The sequence below is a fragment of the Streptococcus sp. 2022WUSS037 genome (assembly GCF_044427225.1).
Taxonomy (GTDB): domain Bacteria; phylum Bacillota; class Bacilli; order Lactobacillales; family Streptococcaceae; genus Streptococcus.
Genome location: NZ_JAOTGJ010000012.1, coordinates 34,221 through 55,691, shown reverse-complemented (window position 1 = coordinate 55,691; position 21,471 = coordinate 34,221). Strand labels below are relative to the sequence as shown.

The 21,471-nt window shown below is 42.2% G+C and carries 17 protein-coding genes; 15 read left to right on the top strand and 2 right to left on the bottom strand.

Features of this window, described 5'->3' with window-relative positions; all coding sequences use genetic code 11:
* Positions 1 to 221 precede the first annotated feature (221 nt).
* Positions 222 to 590 (bottom strand): DUF3397 domain-containing protein, encoded by a 369-nt coding sequence (locus ODU55_RS06220; protein WP_105115022.1) that lies wholly within the window; start codon positions 588 to 590, stop codon positions 222 to 224.
* A 154-nt stretch (positions 591 to 744) separates the two neighbouring features.
* Here ODU55_RS06220 and rplK point away from each other — a divergent pair, with 154 nt between their 5' ends.
* The 15 genes from rplK (at position 745) to ODU55_RS06145 (ending at position 20,737) form a co-directional block, all read left to right on the top strand.
* Entirely contained in the window at positions 745 to 1,170 is a 426-nt protein-coding gene (rplK, locus tag ODU55_RS06215) for a 50S ribosomal protein L11 (protein WP_002935890.1), read from the top strand.
* Between the two features lie 40 nt (positions 1,171 to 1,210).
* On the top strand, positions 1,211 to 1,900 hold the full coding sequence (gene rplA, locus ODU55_RS06210) for a 50S ribosomal protein L1 (RefSeq protein WP_004194879.1): 690 nt from the start codon (positions 1,211 to 1,213) through the stop codon (positions 1,898 to 1,900).
* Between the two features lie 94 nt (positions 1,901 to 1,994).
* Entirely contained in the window at positions 1,995 to 2,282 is a 288-nt protein-coding gene (locus ODU55_RS06205) for a hypothetical protein (protein WP_398582276.1), read from the top strand.
* A gap of 6 nt (positions 2,283 to 2,288) precedes the next feature.
* Positions 2,289 to 3,077, top strand: a complete 789-nt coding sequence (gene yghU, locus ODU55_RS06200) for a glutathione-dependent disulfide-bond oxidoreductase (protein WP_398582275.1) — start codon at positions 2,289 to 2,291, stop codon at positions 3,075 to 3,077.
* A gap of 254 nt (positions 3,078 to 3,331) precedes the next feature.
* Entirely contained in the window at positions 3,332 to 4,972 is a 1,641-nt protein-coding gene (locus tag ODU55_RS06195) for a polysaccharide biosynthesis protein (RefSeq protein ID WP_029179721.1), read from the top strand.
* Positions 4,973 to 5,138: 166 nt separating this feature from the next.
* Positions 5,139 to 5,873, top strand: a complete 735-nt coding sequence (gene pyrH / locus ODU55_RS06190) for a UMP kinase (RefSeq protein ID WP_015445263.1) — start codon at positions 5,139 to 5,141, stop codon at positions 5,871 to 5,873.
* A gap of 464 nt (positions 5,874 to 6,337) precedes the next feature.
* A complete protein-coding gene (gene frr, locus ODU55_RS06185) occupies positions 6,338 to 6,895 on the top strand; it encodes a ribosome recycling factor (protein WP_024384951.1) in 558 nt (185 codons plus the stop codon).
* A 130-nt stretch (positions 6,896 to 7,025) separates the two neighbouring features.
* On the top strand, positions 7,026 to 7,880 hold the full coding sequence (gene cvfB / locus ODU55_RS06180) for an RNA-binding virulence regulatory protein CvfB (protein ID WP_398582274.1): 855 nt from the start codon (positions 7,026 to 7,028) through the stop codon (positions 7,878 to 7,880).
* 3 nt (positions 7,881 to 7,883) lie between these two features.
* Positions 7,884 to 8,804 (top strand): 2-dehydropantoate 2-reductase, encoded by a 921-nt coding sequence (locus ODU55_RS06175; protein ID WP_398582273.1) that lies wholly within the window; start codon positions 7,884 to 7,886, stop codon positions 8,802 to 8,804.
* Between the two features lie 9 nt (positions 8,805 to 8,813).
* Entirely contained in the window at positions 8,814 to 9,269 is a 456-nt protein-coding gene (locus ODU55_RS06170) for a DUF1801 domain-containing protein (protein WP_398582272.1), read from the top strand.
* A 5-nt stretch (positions 9,270 to 9,274) separates the two neighbouring features.
* A complete protein-coding gene (locus tag ODU55_RS06165) occupies positions 9,275 to 9,490 on the top strand; it encodes a YozE family protein (protein ID WP_004194895.1) in 216 nt (71 codons plus the stop codon).
* A 152-nt stretch (positions 9,491 to 9,642) separates the two neighbouring features.
* A complete protein-coding gene (locus tag ODU55_RS06160; protein WP_398582271.1) occupies positions 9,643 to 16,947 on the top strand; it encodes a ZmpA/ZmpB/ZmpC family metallo-endopeptidase in 7,305 nt (2,434 codons plus the stop codon).
* 122 nt (positions 16,948 to 17,069) lie between these two features.
* Positions 17,070 to 18,092 carry a PhoH family protein gene (locus tag ODU55_RS06155; protein ID WP_398582270.1) on the top strand — a complete coding sequence of 341 codons (1,023 nt, stop codon included), beginning with the start codon at positions 17,070 to 17,072 and terminating at the stop codon, positions 18,090 to 18,092.
* Between the two features lie 60 nt (positions 18,093 to 18,152).
* Positions 18,153 to 20,168 (top strand): M13 family metallopeptidase, encoded by a 2,016-nt coding sequence (locus ODU55_RS06150; RefSeq protein WP_398582269.1) that lies wholly within the window; start codon positions 18,153 to 18,155, stop codon positions 20,166 to 20,168.
* Positions 20,169 to 20,236: 68 nt separating this feature from the next.
* Positions 20,237 to 20,737 carry a GNAT family N-acetyltransferase gene (locus ODU55_RS06145; RefSeq protein ID WP_398582268.1) on the top strand — a complete coding sequence of 167 codons (501 nt, stop codon included), beginning with the start codon at positions 20,237 to 20,239 and terminating at the stop codon, positions 20,735 to 20,737.
* A 47-nt stretch (positions 20,738 to 20,784) separates the two neighbouring features.
* Here the strand turns inward: ODU55_RS06145 and ODU55_RS06140 are convergent, their stop codons facing one another.
* Positions 20,785 to 21,420, bottom strand: coding sequence for an MBL fold metallo-hydrolase (locus ODU55_RS06140; protein WP_398582277.1), 636 nt, complete (start codon positions 21,418 to 21,420; stop codon positions 20,785 to 20,787).
* Positions 21,421 to 21,471: the final 51 nt, after the last annotated feature.

The window sequence follows — 21,471 nt, the reverse complement described above, 5'->3', positions numbered from 1 at the left end:
AAATAGGTCACAGGTTTCCTTTTTTGTGTGTCCTGATTGGACATAGGCAATAACGCGTTTTCTAAAATCAATTCCGTAAGTCATAAGTCTATTTTATCATACATCAAATAAAAACTAAACAACTATACATCTACGTCGCCTTGTATGATTTAGTATAAAAAGAATCCCCACTGCGCCTGCAATGGGGATTTATTATGCCATCTATAAAAGGATGGATGATTTTAGGATTTTATAGTGAAGACCGCAATAACCAAAGCTAGATACATCAAAAAGGTCAAGATAAAACTAGCTCGCCAGAAAACCTTGAAGAAACGGCGATATAAAAAATTCTTTTTCTTTAAAAGGAAGAAACCACAAAGACCAATCGCTAGTAGTGAGAGGGCTAGGACAAGCTGAGGCAGTAGACTGTTATAGTAGGCCTTGTCCGAAATCAGATAAAATTCAATTGCATAGAGAGGAAAGGCAATGTCTGCAAAGTTCCATCCTCGGTTTTGCAACCTAAAAAACTTGACAGCAATTATCGAAATGGCCAAGGTTAGAAAGATAAATAGAAAGGCTACTATTTTTAAAAATATAATCGATTCAAACATACATTCATTCTATAAAAAATGTGAAAAAAAGTAAACCTAAAGCTTGCATTTCTTTGAAATTCGTGTATAATGAAAAGGTATGTGTAAAACACATATTTGTGGGAGGTAAAAATCTTTAATTACCGCCAAAACCACAATAGGAGGATTTTATATCATGGCTAAAAAAGTCGAAAAACTCGTAAAACTTCAAATTCCTGCAGGTAAAGCTACTCCAGCTCCACCAGTCGGACCAGCACTTGGTCAAGCAGGTATCAACATCATGGGATTCACAAAAGAGTTTAACGCTCGTACAGCTGACCAAGCTGGCATGATTATCCCAGTAGTTATCTCTGTGTATGAAGATAAATCATTCACTTTCATCACTAAAACACCACCAGCTGCTGTTCTTTTGAAAAAAGCCGCAGGTGTTGAAAAAGGTTCAGGTACACCAAACAAAACTAAAGTTGCAACAGTTACTCGTGCACAAGTACAAGAAATTGCTGAAACTAAAATGCCTGACTTGAACGCTGCATCTCTTGAAGCTGCAATGCGTATGATCGAAGGTACTGCTCGTTCTATGGGATTCACTGTTACTGACTAAGTAGCACCCAAGATTATCTGATTACAAGGAGACATATAACATGGCTAAAAAAAGCAAAAACTTGCGTGCTGCTCTTGAAAAAATCGACAGCACAAAACTTTACAGCGTAGAAGAAGCTGTTGCTCTTGCAAAAGAAACTAACTTCGCTAAATTTGATGCGTCAGTTGAAGTTGCTTACAACTTGAACATCGACGTACGTAAAGCTGATCAACAAATCCGTGGTGCAATGGTATTGCCAAACGGTACTGGTAAAACTTCACGCGTTCTTGTTTTCGCACGTGGTGCTAAAGCAGAAGAAGCAAAAGCTGCTGGTGCAGACTTTGTTGGTGAAGATGACCTCGTTGCTAAAATCAACGGTGGTTGGTTGGACTTCGACGTTGTTATCGCAACTCCAGATATGATGGCAGTTGTTGGACGTCTTGGTCGTGTACTTGGTCCACGTAACTTGATGCCAAACCCTAAAACTGGTACAGTAACAATGGATGTTGCTAAAGCAGTTGAAGAGTCTAAAGGTGGTAAAATCACTTACCGTGCTGACAAAGCAGGTATCGTACAAGCTCTTATCGGTAAGGTATCATTTGACGCTGACAAACTCGTTGAAAACTTCAAAGCTTTCCACGATGTAATGGCTAAAGCTAAACCAGCTACAGCTAAAGGTACTTACATGACTTCAGTATCAATCACAACAACACAAGGTGTTGGTATCAAAGTTGATCCTAACTCACTTTAATTAATAGAAAGATTGTCTTAGGGCAATCTTTTTTAGTTGACATTCAATAGATTAAGCTATATAATATGTGTAAAAAGTGATTTAGGAGGCAACTATGAAGGCGACCCGTGAAGAATTTTATAGCCATCTTTCGGCGGTTTATCAGCTACCAGAAGATGCTATCACACCCGTATTGCGTGAAAAGGTTTTTGAAATAGCAAAAGAGCTTGATCAAGCTGACAATCTCTACATACTTGCTGAACATCTTAACCGCTATGTCAATGCAGAGCTGACAGCCTTGACCTGCCATGCACCAAAAGAGTTGGTTCAGCTTTCTCTTTACATTCAACAACTTCAAAATCATTACCGAATGGCAAGTTTTATCCCAGGAAAGGTAGAATAAAAACAGATGACAGAATATACAAAACCACTCGTTTGGAAGTGGGAAGATGAAAATGACAACCGATCTGGCAACCGTCCAACAGCGGGCAGTCGCTTTGAGCAAGACCTACCAAAGGGAGAGAAGCCTTTCCAAGTCTATTCATTGGGGACTCCGAATGGCATTAAGGTTGCTATTATGTTGGAGGAGTTGAAAGAGTTAGGTATTTCGGAAGCTGATTATGACCTCTTTCTCATCAATATCGGTCAAGGAGATCAATTTGGCTCCGATTTTGTTACCATCAATCCCAACTCCAAAATACCAGCTATGGTAGATTATTCCGAGCAAGAACCGATTTCGGTCTTTGAATCAGCCAATATTCTCCTCTACTTGGCAGAAAAGTTTGACGCCTTCCTACCAAAAGCTTGGGCAGAGCGGACAGAGGTTCTTAATTGGCTCTTCTGGCAAACTGGCGCCGCTCCATTTGTTGGTGGAGGATTTGGACATTTCTTCCATTACGCTCCGACAGCGCAAGAATATCCGATTAATCGCTATACAATGGAAACTAAGCGTCAGCTGGATCTCTTGGATCAATTATTGGGGACAAGAGAATATGTAGCTGGAAATACCTATACCATCGCAGATATTGCTATTTGGTCTTGGTATGGTCGCTTGGTTCAAGGAGAGCTATATCCAGGTTCGGCAGAATTTTTAGATGTTGATTCTTACAAGCATCTAAAGTCCTGGGGAGAGAAAATAGCCCAACGCCCAGCTGTACAACGAGGGTTGACAGTGAAATATCATTCAATTGATAATTAATTGACTTGCCCACCTTATGGGTGGGTTTTTCTTTTACTTTGGTATGATAAAAGTTTATAATGAAAGAGTTAGACTTTGTGAAAATCCAAAAATAGAAATTAATAATTGATACTCAATGAAAATCAGAATTAGACTAGGCGACGTAGATGCAGATAGAACTGAAGTTCATCAAATCAAGTCAACAACGTCTGATTTTGATTTTCGAAGAGTATGAGTTTTTCCTGTCTTATATTTACATAGAAAGTAATAGAAAAATGTCCGAAAAAGTTGAAATGCAGCAGTCCAAAGAACAGGCGACAATGGCCAGAGGCTTGGCTTGGTTGACTGCTGGAAATATTCTTAGTCGCCTGCTTGGTGTTGCCTATGTTATTCCCTGGTATATTTGGTTAGGGGAATATCGAGCTGAAGCCAATGCCCTCTTTAGTATGGGGTATCAAATCTATGCCAACTTCTTATTGATTTCAACAGCTGGTCTTCCGACAGCTATTGCCAAACAAGTAGCTAAATACAATGTCTTGGGTAAAGAAGAGGTGTCGCTTTACTTGGTCAGAGAATTCTTCAAGCTCATGTTGGTCTTTGGAGCTGTCTTTGCAGGGGTCATGTATCTAAGTGCGCCGTGGTTGGCAGAGGCTTCGGGATCAAAAGAAAAACTCATTCCGGTCATGTACAGTCTCGTTCCGCCTTTATTTATCTTTCCTGCTATGAGTATCTTACGTGGATTTTTCCAGGGCCGACACGATATGAAGCCTTATGCGATCAGCCAGCTTGCAGAGCAGCTGGTACGGGTTATCTGGATACTGGCAGCAACATTTATGATTATGAAGTTGGGTAGCGGAGACTATCTTGAAGCAGTTGTCCAATCTACCTTTGCAGCTTTTGTCGGGATGATTGCTAGTGTTGGGATTTTAGTTTATACTTTATGGAAGCAAGGTTACCTTGGTAAGTTGCTTCATGCTAAGAAACAAAAGATTTCTTTGGATACAGGTCAACTTATTAAGGAAACTGTTCGAGATGCGATTCCAATTATCATTTTAGGTCTAACGATTCAATTATTGCAGTTTATTGACCAAGTCACATTTATTCGTGTTATGGAAAGAATTACGGATTACAGTAATTCGGAACTTTTGGAACTTTATTCGTATATGGCTGCCAATCCAAGTAAGATTACGATGATGATTATCGGGATTTCACTGAGTCTGGGAAGTGTTGCTATTCCATTGATTACAGAGAAATTTGTCAAGAAAGATTTGAAGGCGGCGTCTCATTTAGTGGCGGATAATCTACAATTACTCTTTATATTCACTATACCGGCAATTGTTGGAACAGTCCTGTTAGCTGGGCCACTCTATACGATTTTTTACGGACCGTCAGAGCCTATCGCCATTACTCTATTCATTTGGAACTTATTTTTAATTTTACCTCTGGGGCTATATTCTGTCATTAGTGTAGTCATTCAAGCGATATTTGAAAATAGAAGAGCCATTTATTATTTCTTGATTGGGATGCTAGTGAAAATCGTTTTACAAGTACCAATGATCTATGTCTTTAAGGTATATGGTAGCTTTATCTCAACGATATTTGGGTTGGGAATTATGCTGTATCTCTTCTATAGACGAATTGATAAGGTTCTGCATATTGATGAAAGACTAGTGATAAAAGATATTGCGACCATTAGTTGGATTTCTATCGTAATGGGACTCGTTGTATGGGGGATTGAATTTGTCCTGAATCTTATCCTTCCAGCAAATGGCTATGTATCTAGCTTTATCCACTTGGCTGTTGCAGGTGGAGCAGGTGTGCTTGTTTTTGTCATCTTGACATTGAAGACTCGTCAGCTAGATCGTTTAATTGGAAGTCGGGCTCAGAGTTTACGGAGGAAATTGCGCCTAGGCTAGTTTGTTTTAAAAATCTCTATTTTCTACTATTGAAAAGCTGGGAAAAAGAGGCGTTTTAGAATGTGAGAAGGAAAGTTCGTTGAGGATTTTCCTTTTTTCTTGGAGATTTCAGTATAAAAAAAACGGTTTTTGTGGTAGAATAGTAGGGATAAAAAAGAGGAGAGAGATGATGAAACCTAAATACGAACGTATTCTAATCAAACTATCTGGTGAGGCCTTGGCTGGTGAACGTGGTGTCGGTATTGATCTTAAAACTGTTCAGGAAATGGCAAAGGAAATTCAGGAAGTCGCAGAATCAGGTATTCAGATTGCCCTTGTTATTGGTGGTGGTAACCTTTGGCGTGGAGAACCTGCTGCTGAAGCGGGTATGGATCGAGTTCAAGCAGACTATACAGGCATGTTGGGGACTGTTATGAATGCTCTTGTAATGGCTGATTCCCTTAAACAGCTTGGTGTGGATACACGTGTGCAGACAGCGATTGCGATGCAGTCAGTTGCAGAGCCTTACATTCGTGGTCGTGCTCTTCGTCATCTTGAAAAAGGTCGCATTGTTATTTTTGGAGCTGGTATTGGTTCTCCGTACTTCTCAACGGATACGACAGCGGCTCTTCGTGCTGCAGAAATTGAAGCGGATGCGATTTTGATGGCTAAAAATGGTGTGGATGGCGTCTACAATGCTGATCCGAAGAAAGATGCTAATGCAGTTAAATTCAATGAATTGACCCACCGTGAAGTGATTAGTCGTGGTTTGAAAATCATGGATGCGACGGCATCAACTCTCTCAATGGACAATGATATTGATTTGGTCGTGTTCAATATGAATGAACCAGGAAATATTAAACGTGTTGTCTTTGGTGAGCCAATCGGTACTACCGTTTCAAATTCTTCAGAAGAAAAATAAATCATATCGTCATTTAATTTTTCTTTTATGTACTTCGACGATCGAGGAAATATTGTTTCCTTATTTCCAACTTCAAACGGGAGTGGGAAAGAACTCGACCAAGATAAAAAGAGTTCGTCAACAATTTTTCGTTTTAAGTTGTTGAGCTGAAACAGTCTATCCCCAGACTGTTTCACTCCCACCCCCGCATAGCTCCAAAGGTTCGGGGAACCTTTGGAGGTTGGAGATGAAGCGAACTTTGTTCGCAACAGTCGTAATGGCCAGATTTGGAATGCAAAACACGAACAAATCTGCCAATCAACCACTGCGCTGAGATGTTGACACGAACTCTGAGTAGTGGTCCTGGGCTTTTTGCCCAGCCTCATTTGAACTCGCCTTGCCTAACTTCAGTTATGCCTGTGGCTCGTTGCCTAGTACTAAAAGTAAACTAAAAAACTGTAAAAAAATACAAAGAAGGAAGTCTTATGTCTAAAGAAATTATTGCTAAAGCGCAAGAGCGCATGAATCAATCTCATCAGAGTTTGGCACGTGAATTTAGCCACATTCGTGCTGGCCGTGCCAATGCTAGTTTGTTGGACCGTATTTCTGTTGAGTACTACGGTTCTCCAACACCATTGAACCAGTTGGCTGGTATTACAGTGCCAGAAGCGCGTGTTCTATTGATTACTCCATTTGATAAGTCAATCTTGAAGGATATTGAGCGTGCTTTGAACGCTTCAGATCTTGGTTTGACGCCACAATCTGACGGTACTGTTATCCGTTTGGTTATTCCTGCCCTTACAGAGGAAACTCGTAAGAACTTGGCGAAGGATGTGAAAAAAGTTGGCGAAAATTCAAAAGTTGCTATCCGCAATATCCGTCGTGATGCCATGGATGAAGCAAAAAAAGCTGAAAAAGCAAAAGAAATCACTGAAGATGAATTGAAGTCACTTGAAAAAGATATTCAAAAAGTGACAGATGATGCTATCAAAACAATTGATAAGATGACTGCCGATAAAGAAAAAGAATTGTTGGAAGTCTAATCGCTCGATTTTACAGGATTCAAGGCAATTCACTATCTACCTGTCTAACTGAGATGGTGAAACAAATAAGAAATCTAATGGAGGGGAGTTAGACAGGACTCCCCTCTTTTAGTCAGAAAGAAGAAAAATCATGAATGATTTATTAGCACACTATATGGTTGGTCTTGTGACCGATGAAAATGACCAGTTTTACTTTGTTCAAAAAGAGGGACTGACCTTTGCCCTTTCAAAAGATGAGGGAGAGTTTAAACTGGGGCAATCTGTAAAGGGCTTTGCCTACTCAGATATGAAACAAAAACTCCGCTTGACGACCAAGGAAGTTGGGGCGAGTCGTACCAGCTTTGGTTGGGGAACTGTCACAGAGGTACGTAAGGATTTGGGTGTCTTTGTAGATACAGGTTTGCCTGATAAGCAGGTAGTGGTTTCCTTAGACATTCTGCCTGAAATCAAGGAACTCTGGCCTAAAAAAGGCGACCAGCTCTATGTTAAATTGGATGTGGATAAGAAAGACCGTATTTGGGCTCTGCCAGCCTTTCAGGAAGATTTTCAGAAAATGGCTGGACCTGCCTATGACAATATGCAGAATCAAAACTTACGAGCGATTGTCTATCGTTTGAAAATGAATGGGACTTTTGTTTACCTGCCAGACAATAATATGCTTGGTTTTATCCATCCGAGCGAACGCTTTACTGAACCGCGTTTGGGGCAGGTATTGGAGGCGCGTGTGATTGGCTATCGAGCTGTCGATCGGACCTTGAATTTGTCTCTAAAACCACGTTCATTTGAGATGTTGGAAAATGATGCCCAGATGATTTTGACTTATCTGGAAAGCAATGGAGGCTTTATGACCTTGAACGATAAGTCTGCTCCGGAAGACATCAAGAGCACCTTTGGTATTTCCAAGGGACAATTCAAAAAAGCACTGGGTGGCTTGATGAAGGCTGGTAAGGTCAAGCAAGATGAATTTGGAACGGAGTTGATCTAGCTGATGAGGGTCTATATTGCTGGAAGTGGTGCCATGGGTTGTCGGTTTGGCTATCAGTTGTCTAAAACCAAGCACGAAGTGATTTTGCTGGATAATTGGGATGCTCACATTGAGGCCATTCGTGAAAATGGCTTAAAGGTGACGGGAGATTTTGATGAGACAGTTCATCTGCCTATTATGAAGCCAACTGAAGCGACTCAAGTGGCTGACTTGATCATCCTCTTGACTAAAGCGGATCAGTTGCCAAAGATGTTGCAGGACATTAAGGGGATAATTGGTCAAGAGACCAAGGTTCTCAGTCTGTTGAATGGTCTGGGACATGCGACCACCATGCGCCGTTATGTACCCGATGAGAGTATTATGGTTGGGGTGACCATTTGGTTGGCAGGTCTAAAGGGGCCAGGTCATGTGCATCTGGAAGGACCTGGTTCAATCTCCGTTCAGAATATGATCGGTGATGGTCAGTCTGTGGCTGCTATTATTGATATGTTTAATGAGGCTGGTTTGAATGCGGCCTACGATGATCATGTTATCAATGCCATTTGGCAAAAAGCCTGTGTCAATGGGACTATGAATCCGACTTGTACTATTTTGAATTGTACCATTGGTGAATTGTTCGGGACTGAGGCTGGTTTGAATTTGGTTGAGGGAATTTTCAAAGAATTTATCGCCGTTGCCAAGTCTGAGACAGAGGGAATTGATGAGGCTGCGATTTGGAAATACATCATGGACACCTCGAAAAAGGCTTCCAATCACTATCCGTCTATGCATCAGGATTTGGTCCAACATGGTCGCAAGACAGAGATTGATTATTTGAATGGAGCTGTTGTTTTTAAGGGCAAGCGTGCAGGCATCCCAACACCCTATTGCCAGATGATGACGGAAATGGTACATGCCAAGGAAGCCATGCTTGGATTGAGATAGGGGTGAATCATGCTGATTGAAGTGGAGACGATAGAAGAATACATGGCTGCCTTGCCAGATAATCGCCGAGAGGCGGTTGAACGCTTACACCAAGTTATTCTTGATCATTTACCTGCTGGATTTGAAGTAGCTGTATTAGGTGGAATGATTCATTATTTTGTCCCCCTGACTGCCTATCCAAATGGCTATCATTGTACACCAGGAGAGCCCCTACCATTTTTGGCTTTGGCCTCACAAAAGGCCCATATTGCACTCTATCATATGGGAATCTATATGGATAAGGAATTGCATGACTGGTTTGTAGCAGCTTATCAAGAACAAGTTCCGACCAAGTTGGATATGGGCAAGTCCTGTGTTCGGATGAAAAATCCCAAGAACATTCCATATGAACTGATTGGTGAATTGGTGACAAAAATGTCTATGGAGCGCTATATAGAGCTCTACGAAAAAAATCATAGAAAGTAGATGTAGTGAGAAGAAGTTTTTATTCTTGGTTGATGACCCAGCGCAACCCGAAAAGTAATGAACCAGTAGCTATCTTGGCAGATTATGCCTTTGATGAATCTGATTTTCCTAAGCAATCAGATAATTTCGATGAAGTCAGTCGATTTTTGGAGGAATCGGCCAGCTTTGCCTTTTCCATGTCTGATTTTGATGCGATTTGGGAAGAGTATTTGGGACATTGATGGGCAAAAGAAGATAAAGCAAATACATATTTGTATTTTGCTTTTTTTTATTTGTATACTTTGCACCGATAAATGATGGAAGAATCGTTCGTTTTTTGATATAATGACGGTAGAAAGTTTCATTTGATGCAAGATAAATGAAAGGAGATCATATGAACAAATTTTTTTACGAACAGAGGAAAGCGTTTTCTTTTAGAAAACTGACCATTGGTCTTGTTTCCCTGTGTGTAGGTACTAGCCTACTATTTGGTATCCAGTCCCAAGAAGTTTCAGCTTCGACTGTAAGTCCTAGCCAGATTCGTTTCGAATATGTTTTAGAGGTGGAGCTATCGGCAGAGGAGCGGCAGTTGATTCAGTCTAGCTTGCCAGCAGAATTGAGGGAAGAAGCGACCTATTTTGTGGTCTACCGTCCATCTAAGAAAGTTCTTCCTGCAACGGGTGAGCTAGTTGGTTCAGGTCTGGCTGTCCTAGGGCTAGGTTTCTTGGTTTTAGCCGTTTCTGCGACCAAGTCTAAGAAGGCGCGTGTCTTGACCATGCTTTATGTGACAACTAGTGGTCTGGCTCTGCCTGTTTTGGAAGTAGGAGCAGTTCAAAGTTTAGCACTAGCTGCTTACAATCAGACCTATGTTCTTAAACCTGGCGAGGCTTTGCCAGATGGTAGGTTGACGATTGCTGGCTATGACTTTGTAGGCTATTATGTTCAGGAGTCATCAGTCAAGACCAGTCTTCCTCCATCAGAAATGGAAAGAAATGATACCGCTAAGGGGACACAAGCTAGTTCAGCGCAATCAGAAGGTAAGAAATCTGAGTTAGAAGAACTTGCGAAACCAAGTGTTCTTCAGGAAAATTCTGAAAGCCAACTTTCCAACAGAGATGAGAGTCCACAATTACCTCTTACGGACTCATCGGTTGAAAAAACGGAGAATACAGACTCTTCAGAAGCAACAAATTCGCAAACAGGCGATAGTCTGGCTTCTCCATCAGATACATCAACTGTTGCTGATAAAATAGAGGATTCTCCAAATGCAGAAGAAAGTCAAAATAGCGGACTTGATTCTACTTTGCAGATTCCAGGTTTACTTATCTTAAATCGGAAGGATAGAACAGATGCAGTAACAGAAGTGGCACCTGTTGGTCAAGCATTACCTTTTGTGGCCTTTCGTAAGGAAAAAGAATCGTTTGCTTTGGAGATGGTTAAACAAGAGGAACCGTTGCTTGAAGTTGGCAAGTATCGCCTTGTTCCTGGTCAAGAGGGAGAGAAAGAGATTACCTATGCTGATTTTGTTCAAGGAGAGAAGATTCTTCGGAGTGAAAAGATTTCTGAACAGGTGACAAAGAGCGCAGTAGCACCTATAATGTATGTAGGTGCTAAGCAGGTAGAAGCACCAGTTCCGCCGCAGCTGGAATCAAACCCAGAAACAGACGTTCCAGTACCCCCGCAACCAGAAGTGGTTTCAGAAACAGATGTTCCAGTCCCACCTCAGCCTGAAACCAGTCCAGAAACTGAGGTCCCCGTATCTCCGCAGCCGGAATCAAACCCAGAAACAGACGTTCCAGTCCCCCCGCAGCCAGAAGTGGTTCCAGAAACCGAGTTCCCTGTATCTCCACAGCCGGAATCAAACCCAGAAACAGATGTTCCAGTCCCACCTCAGCCTGAAACCAGTCCAGAAACAGCAGTCCCAGTAGCCCCACAACCCGAATTAGTTCCAGAAACCGAGGTGTCCGTAGCGCCGCAGCCGGAATCAAACCCAGAAACAGATGTTCCAGTCCCACCTCAGCCTGAAACCAGTCCCGAAACAGCGGTTCCCGTAGCGCCGCAACCTGAAACCAGTCCCGAAACAGCAGTCCCCGTAGCGCCGCAACCTGAAACCAGTCCCGAAACAGCGGTTCCCGTAGCGCCGCAACCTGAAACCAGTCCAGAAACAGCAGTCCCAGTAGCGCCGCAACCCGAATTAGCTCCAGAAACCGAGGTCCCCGCATCTCCGCAGCCGGAATCAAACCCAGAAACGGAGGTCCCCGTATCTCCGCAGCCTGAAACCAGTCCAGAAACAGCGGTTCCCGTAGCGCCGCAACCTGAAACCAGTCCAGAAACAGACGTTCCAGTCCCCCCGCAGCCAGAAGTGGTTCCAGAAACCGAGTTCCCTGTATCTCCGCAGCCGGAATCAAACCCAGAAACAGACGTTCCAGTCCCCCCGCAACCAGAAGTGGTTCCCGAAACAGCGGTTCCCGTAGCGCCTCAGCCTGAAACCAGTCCCGAAACAGCGGTTCCCGTAGCGCCGCAACCAGAAGCGGTTCCAGAAACAGAGGTAGCAACAACTCCAAATACAGGTTCGACAGATGCCACTAGTGGTGCAAGTCAGCATGGTGAATCTACTGAGAATCCAACTTCGCAGGAGCTAACCGAGGCAGAAATTCATTGTATTCTGGACCCTTCGTCAACCTGCTGGCCTGAAACAGAGGAGAAAGTGGACCCTAAAGTCCAAGTTCAACAAATAGAGGAAGCAGTAACAAAACTCAGAGAAAAAATGGAAGAGCTTCAGACTTATAAGTCCCGCTTTAAAGGTAAAGAATGGACAGACTATATCAATACTGTCTATGAGGCTTCCAGAGCTATTTTGGAAGCAAGGGATTTAGCTGATATGCTCATTCAGACAAGTTTGATAGAGGATGATCTCCGTTTCCTTCTTGTTGAAACAGATGCCAATAGCGGAGCAAGCCATAAAAAAGAAGGGGAACTGATTTTCGAACTGCCAACATCAACCAGTGAGACAGTAACACCTCCGTCTCTATCGACTCCAACAGATTCAAAAAAAGAGGATTCAGTACAGTCAGACCCCGCAACTCCAAATAATGAAGCTGCAACTGAACCAGACGAAGAATTCTGTCCGCTAGATCCACAACCAGAGGATACATGTGGTCCAGAAACCTCTCCGACAGAAGAAGCACCATCAGGCGAAGGGGCGTCAACTAGCGGTTCTTCAGGAGAAACTAATTCTTCAGAAACTATCCCATCTACTCCAACTACCCCAGGTTCTTCTGGTGCAACGACTCCGAAACCATCGGATTCTACCACCGCCCCATCGCCAGAAATCGAAGAAGAGCTCTGTCCGCTAGATCCACAACCAGAGGATACATGTGGTCCAGAAACCTCTCCATCAGGCGAAGGGGCGTCGACTAGCGGTTCTTCAGGAGAAACTAATTCTTCAGAAACTAGCTCATCTACTCCGCCATCGCCAGACTCATCTGGTTCAACAACACCAACTACTCCAGCTGATTCAAAACCTGAAGAGAAAGAGTTGGAAGAAGATGCGGATACAGGTATTACTCCAATAGATGATATAAGTCTTTTACCGAAGCCTACTATGAATATTCGGGGAGTTGATCTTCAAAAGGATAGGCAAATTGCGGTAGTTCGGTATGTTCTAGATGATCCAGCTGAACGTTTTGAAGGAGCCATGGCCTACCTATATGCTAATGATAAGGTAGTTTCTAGTGTTGCTGTGAAAGAAAGTAATAATCAACTACAGGCTGTTTTTGAAAACTTAGATGTCAATGTTGATTATGTTGTACGAACAGAATTGACCTACAGTGGAACATCAGAAAGCTTGGTAGATAGTCTAGTGGATGAGGCTGCTATCGAAATAGAAGAACGCCAGCTACAGATTAAGAATATTGATCGCGTAGAACTCTGGAAATTAGAAAATAATAAGGCTAGCATCCAAAGAGAATTAGCTGAAAAACCAGAAAACCTTACAAACTATTTTGCCAAGGTGATTTCGAGCCAGCAAAAAGAGATTTTATTACCAATCAGTCAAGTTGATTTACAGTCAGAGGATGGAGAATCCTTCTACCTCATCAAAGCAAGTTTGGATAATTTAGTTGAAGACAACTTGAAGGATAATACTTATAGCTCAGGCTTGACCTTCCGAGTTGCTAAGCAGAAACCATCTGTGACTACAAATACCTATACTGATTTTACAAGCTTGGTTCAAGCTATTAAGGCCAGCCCTTGGGCTACTTTTACCCTTGGTGCAGATTTGACAGCCTCGACGATGGATGTAACTGGAAAAGATAGTTATATTACTGGGGAGTTTACGGGGACATTAAACGGTGCAGGCTATACCATCTATGACTTGCAAGCTCCTCTCTTCCACAAGACAGCTGGTCGAATTGAAAATCTAAATCTACAAGATGTGACGATCCATCAGGAGGATAAGAAAGAAGTCGGTGCTTTGGCTAAGGAAGCCAAAGGTGGTCGTATAGAAAATGTCAGAGTAGAAGGAAGTGTTACTGGAGGTAATCATGTCGGTGCTCTGGTAGGGATTGCTACGAACACTCAAATTGCTAATGTTGGTATCAAGGCTAGGGTATCTAGTCAATCAACAGAAACTACAGACAATTACGTTGGTGGTCTGGCTGGCTGGATTGGTCAAGGCGGACAAGCGCAACGTATACATACCGATGTGCTATTGACGAGCAATTCTGAACGAGCAAGAATTGGTGGTATCGTTGGTCAAATGGAAGGGGCAAATGCTTCTGTTCGCAAGGCTTATGCGAAAGGAATGATTTCAGCTCCGAAGACAATGAATAGTGAAATTGGTGGTATTGTTGGTACAATTGTTGGTTCAAATAATTCCATAATTGAGGATGTTATTTCAGCTGTCAATGTGCCAAATGGTCGTAAGGTGTATCATTCTGTCACAGATGAAAAACTTCAAGTTGGTAAAAACTATGCTGTTATTGGAGAAGCATCTGGTCAGAATAATAGTAAACAGGAGCATTTAGAAGCAAGCCAAGTGGATGGGAAGTTAACAGAATATAGCATCCAGTCACGAGATACCTATGCTAGAAACCACTCATTTGTTTCAGCTAAAGTGTATACAGATTATAGCACTCATCCTCACTATCAAGAAAATAGGCAGTTGGCTTATGAAAACATGGAAAAACTGTTGCCATTCTTTACTAAAGATGTTATCATCCAACAGGCCAATCGTCTAAGTTTAAAAGATAAGCTTGTCACCAAGAAATTATTGGATGTTGTGGCGATTGATGGTCATAACAAGAATAGGCCAGTATTTGATACCCAAGGTCAAAAACAGTATATAAACAAGGTGATGTTCCATTTTGAAGATGGTTCTATTGACTATGATTGGTTAGTTAAGAAACAAGATTTAAATAGCGGAGCTATTACAGAGTACTACGTCGTTGATAGCGAAGTAACCTATACACCAGAAAGCATGGTTTCAGCTACTCATCTCGATCAGTTAGTTACTCGCCTATTGCCAGAATTTGAGTCGCTAACCTATGCTTCAAAAGAAGTCTTGGATGTCTTAGGATTGACAGATTCACCGAATGATTATGCTATAAAAGAATTGTTGTTCCTGAAAGAATCCTTTGGTAAGGTCAAAGCTAATATTCGTCAACATCTGCGAGACTTGTTGGTGTCAAATCATGCTATCAGTTTGACAAGTCAAGTGACGGAAGATTATACATTCAACTATATCAAGGACAATAAAGTACAGTTGTTGCTTGGTTTAGCCTACATGGATCGTTGGTACAATATCCAATTTGGAGAAACAAATGCCAAAGAGTGGATGACTAAGAAGGCTGACTTCTTTGGTAATTCTGCTAGCTCCTTGAAACAATTGATGACACTAGGTGATTTAGGTTCTGGAGCCTTGAAGCCAAATAATAACTTTGCTCTTGGTAGTCAGCTGATAGCAAAACCAGCTGTAAATGGAGATTTATTTGCATATTTAGAAGCTTACCGCAAACGGTTTGCTCCAGAGATGTCGGATAGTGACTGGTTCAAGTCTGCGACCAAGGCAAATATTATTGAAACCAATTCAACAGTTGACGAGGTAAGGGCTAAACAAGAAGATGCAAACAACAAGAAGTATTCTAATCGTTTCTATGATAAGTTGAAGAGCGATACCTGGTCCTTTAAAGAGATGGCTCTTATTCTTCTTACTATGCCAGAGCGGAATATCTTTGTCCTGACGGATATGGCCAATACTCTGATTGGTTCTTATGATAATCAATCAGGAAGCAGCGAGGAGATTGAGAAAGCCATTGCCAAAACTGCCAAGACATGGGCTGGACACGCAGATTATCTCTACAGGATTTTGCCGCAAGAACATAAGGAAAAGATGTTTAGACAGATTATCACTTGGGATAATAGAAGGTTGAAAGGTTCTTGGCGTCCAGTAGATTCTCTAAGTAGTAGGGATGTACCTTCTATGAAGGATTTCTACATGCCGTTAGGTTATAGTTTCCCATACGGAACAGGTGCTACAGCTCAGTCAGACTTGAAAGATATTTTCTATTCAAATGCGGATGCGATTGGTAATGAAGGTGCTCGGATTTATACCCATGAATTGACACACGTCGCCGACGATGACACCTTCTTGCTAGGCCATGGTCGTCGTAGCAGTATGGAATTCGAGGTGTATGCGCGTGGTTTGTTTGAAACCATCAATTGGTTTGATCAAGATATACTTGGTTTTAATACCATCTATGATTTTTCTGAATATGAGAAGAATTCCTATGGTCGTCGTTTGACCAACCTCAATCCTGAACGCTTCCAATCTACACAAGACCTTGAAAATTATATGAGAGGTTACTTGGATGTTGTCTATACTCTGGACTATTTGGAAGCTGAAGCTGTGTTTAATTTATCTGGAAATAATAGCTTGAACTCTGCTCGCAGAAATTGGTTCAATAAATTGGATACCAAAGAAGGTAATGCAGCTTGGATAGAAAAATTCCGCCGTGCAGCACAATTTAAGACTATTGATGAACTCATTGACAACGGTATGGTTTCTCGTCGCTCTTATGATCCAGATGGTCATAGCGACAATGAGCTCTTCCCAGGTAATTCTTATCTGACTGTCAATGCTCTCAACCCAATCTATGGAGCTATGAATAACAATGGCTCAAGTCGAAATGAGTATGAATTCCGTAAGATTGCCTTTGAGTTATTGGCAGAAAAAGGTTATGAGAACGGTTTTGTTCCTTATCTATCTAACCAATACAAGGCTGAACTTGGTCAGGCAGATCCTGCGGGCCGCATCTCAGATAATCAGTTGATTTCTAAGATTACTAACGGAATCTATGCAGACTCGAAAGCCTTCCGCAAGGAGATGTTTAAGCGTCGGAAAGATAGGTTGGAGCTCTTGAAACCGGTACAAGTTTTGGGTAAATCTGATGGAGAAGGTTACTTCTACGAAGGTAGTCAAACCTTGAACTCTGTTCAAGATATCCGGAAGTTAATGAAAGAAGCGGTGGAATACGATGCACATCGTACCTTATACGCTTCTCAAAAACCATATGCTTCTCAGGCAAATGGTTACAACAAAACGGATTCCCGTGTCTACAGCCTAAAAGCAGCACTTCTAAACGGATACCTCCGTGCAACTGATGACTTTAGACAGTCTATCTACAAGGATACTCCATAAAGAGTGGGTTATGCACAGATAGATGAGCAGTGGACAGATTGTTCACTGCTTTTCTTGCCTTTAAAATCCAGTTTGCCTGTAATTTTGGTATAATAATAGAAAAGCATCAAAGGAGAAGTTTCTTGCAAGAACATTCTATTGATATTCATTTAAAACACCCAGATGACCTATTTAGCCTCTTTGGGTCCAATGAACGCCATCTGCGCCTGATGGAACAAGAGCTTGGGGTGATTATCCATGCTCGAACGGAGAAAGTTCAAGTCATTGGACAGGAAGACCATGTTGAACAGGCACGTCTTGTTATCCAGTCTCTTCTTGTTTTGGTGAGTCGTGGTTTGGTCATCAATACGCCAGATGTGGTCACGGCCATCTCCATGGTAAAAAATGATGAGATTGAAAAATTCGTTGCTCTCTACGAAGAAGAGATTATCAAGGATAACTACGGCAAACCCATTCGCGTAAAGACTCTTGGTCAAAAACTCTATGTTGACAGCGTAAAGCGTCATGACATCGTGTTTGGAATCGGTCCTGCTGGTACAGGCAAGACCTTCTTGGCGGTTACTTTAGCTGTAACTGCACTCAAGCGGGGACAGGTCAAGAGGATTGTCCTGACACGTCCTGCGGTAGAAGCAGGCGAAAGTTTAGGCTTTTTGCCGGGGGACTTAAAAGAAAAAGTAGACCCCTATTTGCGTCCTGTCTATGATGCCCTCTACCAGATTTTGGGCAAGGAGCAGACCACGCGCCTAATGGAGCGGGAAATCATCGAGATTGCACCGCTGGCCTATATGCGGGGTCGGACCTTGGAAGATGCCTTTGTCATCTTAGATGAGGCGCAGAATACCACCATTATGCAGATGAAGATGTTCCTGACCCGTCTGGGCTTTAATTCCAAGATGATTGTCAATGGGGACATTAGCCAGATTGACCTGCCGCGCAAGGTTAAGTCAGGTTTGATTGATGCGACGGAGAAACTAAGCAAAATACCGCAGATTGATTTCGTGCATTTTTCAGCTAAGGATGTGGTTCGTCACCCAGTCGTTGCCCAAATTATCAATGCCTACGAACAGGAGGCTCTGGCAGCTGATAGTCGAGCAAGTTTTGAAACGATTGGGGAGCTGAAGAAAGAGCAAGATGCGGAGGAGTAATTATTTTCTGCTTCTTTGCCTGTCGAAATAGTTTGTGGAAAACAAGTGAGGGAGTGACGCGTGATAAAACAAGGTCTACTTAGATTGGTTTTACTTGGTTTTGTCTGTCTCTTAGCTGCCTGTGGTGGTCAGAAAATAGGAGATGACCAAACACAAGTTGAAAAAGCAGAACCGACTATCCAAACTAATTTTTATCAAGCTATAAATAGGGATTGGTTAAATGGCAGCTGGTTATCAAGTGGTACACCTTTCTACAATGAGTTTACAAGATTGCAAATGGAAGTCGATGAGCAATTAAAATCGGATTTTGACAAAATGGTAGCTGGTCAGCTAGAGCCTCAGTCTGAGGATTTAGTAGAATTTATCAAGTTGTATCAGCAGGGTCTTGATTTTACCAAAAGGGAAGAAGATGGTGTCAGAGTAGCTAGCATGATACTGGATGAAATGATGGGAATTGCTTCGTTTTCTGAGCTGAAATCGCTTAGTCAAGACTGGATTCGTAAGGACTATCCATTGCCCTATGGTCTTGATGTGATTGCCAATCCACGAAATACATCTGAAAGAATGTTGATTTTGCTGCCACCTCAGACGATTCTACCAGATGAGTCCTACTATGAAGACAGGACTGTTCGTGAGAAACTTATGGATTCTTACCGTATATCTGCGAGACATATTTTGGAAAAATGTGGCTACTCAGTTGAGGAGGCCACTGCTTTGGTTGAAGGAGCCATTACTTTTGACAATCGACTCGTTGACACTCTACCAGCTAGTGAGAGTGTGCATAGTGATTGGGGACCTGTGAATGCAGAAGAACTTAGAACATTCTCAGAGGTCAAAAACTACTCTCCAACTTTAGCAATTGGAGAACAATTAGTAGGACTGGTGGGCTTGGAACCGGAGGAGGTTTATGTTTCTAATCCAAGCTATTTTGAACAATTATCCCAATTTATCAAGGAAGAAAATTTCTCAGAATATCGGTCATGGGCTTTAGTTAGTCAAGCAATGAAGTTAGCCCCCTATTTGACTGGGGAAATCATGCAGACAGCAGGGAGATTTCATGCAGAAGTCCAAGGACTTTCAGCCTCCTATCCAAATGATTATATGACTTATCTGGATGTGACTGGAATGTTCAAGGAAAGTTTGGGTGTTTATTATGGTCGTAACTATGCCGATGAAACGGACTTACTTGCCATTCAGGAAATGGCTAAGGCAATTTCTAGGACCTATCAGGAAAGGATTCTAGCCAATGATTGGCTTAGTCAAACCACCAAGCAAGCTGCAATAAAAAAATTAGAAAATATCACTTATCATATCGGCTATCCAAGGGAGTTGAGCGACTGGACCAAGTCATTAAAGATTCGTGAAGACTTGTCTTATATTGAAAATATTTTGGCAATTACGATTCAAGCTAGAATAGGAGTTTTCGAGCGTTATAGTCAGCCAATAGATAGACAAACTTGGGCTAGCAATGTATCGGCAAGTGAAGTAACAGCCGCCTACGCTCCTAGTCAGAATGCGATTTATATTCCGGCGGCTATTTTACAAGCTCCCTATTATGACAAAAATCAATCTGTAGCCGAGAATTATGGCGGGATTGGCAAAATTATTGCTCATGAGTTTGTTCATGCTTTTGATGCCACAGGAGCAAATTTTGATGAGACTGGTAGTCTAAAAGACTGGTGGGCAGAGCAAGATAGACTAGCATTTGAAGAAAAAAATAAAGCCCTAGTAGACTTGTTTGATGGTCTGGAAGTCTATGGTGGTAGAGTAGATGGTCACCTAACCTTGTCTGAAAATCTTGCGGATTTGGGAGGAATACAGATTGCTTTGGCTACGCTCAAAAAAGAAGAACCGTCAGCTAACCTAAAAGAATTTTTTGAGAATTATGCCCGTAGCCGTCGAGAAATGGTTGCGGTTGATTATGGCCGTTATCAACTTCAGGTAGATACACATTCTCCAGAGGAATTTCGGGTGAATATCCAGTTGCAGCAGATGGATGATTTTTATGAAGTCTACACTATTCAAAAGGGAGACCCCATGTATAGGGCACCCGAAGAGAGAATGGTTATTTGGTAAAGGAAAGGTAACAATCTATGATGGGCTTACCTATTCCAAGATGAATGTTGAGAATGCAGGATGATTTTATGATAATTTCCAATTTATCCAGTCGCTTTCAAGTTCGAAAGCTAACTGAAGCTGACTTGGAGCAGGTTTTGGCCCTCTACCAGACCAATCCCCTCTATTTTGAACATTTTCCACCCCTGCCTAGTCTGGAAAGTTTGGCAAATGACCTGGTAGATTGTCCACCAGGTAAGGAGCTATCAGACAAGTATTTTCTAGGATTTTGGGACAAAGAGCGATTAGTTGCCATCTTAGACCTAATTGACGGTTATCCGACTGCAGAGGTTGCCTATATCGGACTTTTTATGGTAGATGCTCATTTTTCTGGACAAGGTCTTGGTTCAAAGATTATAGCAGAGCTTCTGCCCCAGTTAGCAACTCGTTTCAAAAAGGTTCGTCTTGGCTATGTAGAAAGCAATCCCCAGTCCGCTCATTTTTGGTCTAAAGTCGGATTTTGTCCAACAGGCGAGGTCAAAGAGTTGGCTGGTAAAACGATTGTCATAGCAGAGTACGCTTTTGGCTGATAGATAAAAAACCTGTCTAGATTTTATGAACTAGGCAGGTTTTCTTGTCATCTAAAAAATGGATTGACATTTTTCTCATGTCCAACGCTGGTATTTTGACCATGACCGGGATGGACAGTGTAGTGGTTTGGCAGGGTGAAGATGTGTTCTCTGATACCCGCAATCAAGTCGTCAAAGTTGCTGGTTGGCAGGTCTGTACGGCCAATCGTTTCACGGAAGAGTGCATCTCCTGTAATGACCGCTTCAGCTTCTGGGAAGATAAAGGATACACCGCCGATGGAATGGCCTGGAGTTGGCACAACCTTGAAGTGAAAACCGTCAAACAGGTAGTCCTCTTGGTATTGGAAGGTTTTTTCAGCTGGTCGGCAGACCACATTGTCCATATCATCGTGACGAGGTAGACCTGATAGATTCATCTCTGGCGTGTAGAGCCAGCTGGCCTCGCTTTCAGCCACATAGACAGGCGGGAAATTGTAGCTTTCACGCAGGATATCCAAACTCATAATATGGTCGTAGTGGGTGTGGGTCAAGAGAATCGCTGAAATGGGTTTGCCAATTTTTTCAATCATAGCTTGGATTTTGGTCCAGTCACTACCTGGGTCAACGACAAGCAGGTGGCTATCGTTTTCAATGTAGTAGGTATTTTGAAAGGCAACAGGGTTGACAGATTTATGGATGAACATCATACTTCTCCTTACCAGAAACAGTTTTTATACAAGTAGTCTAACAAAAAA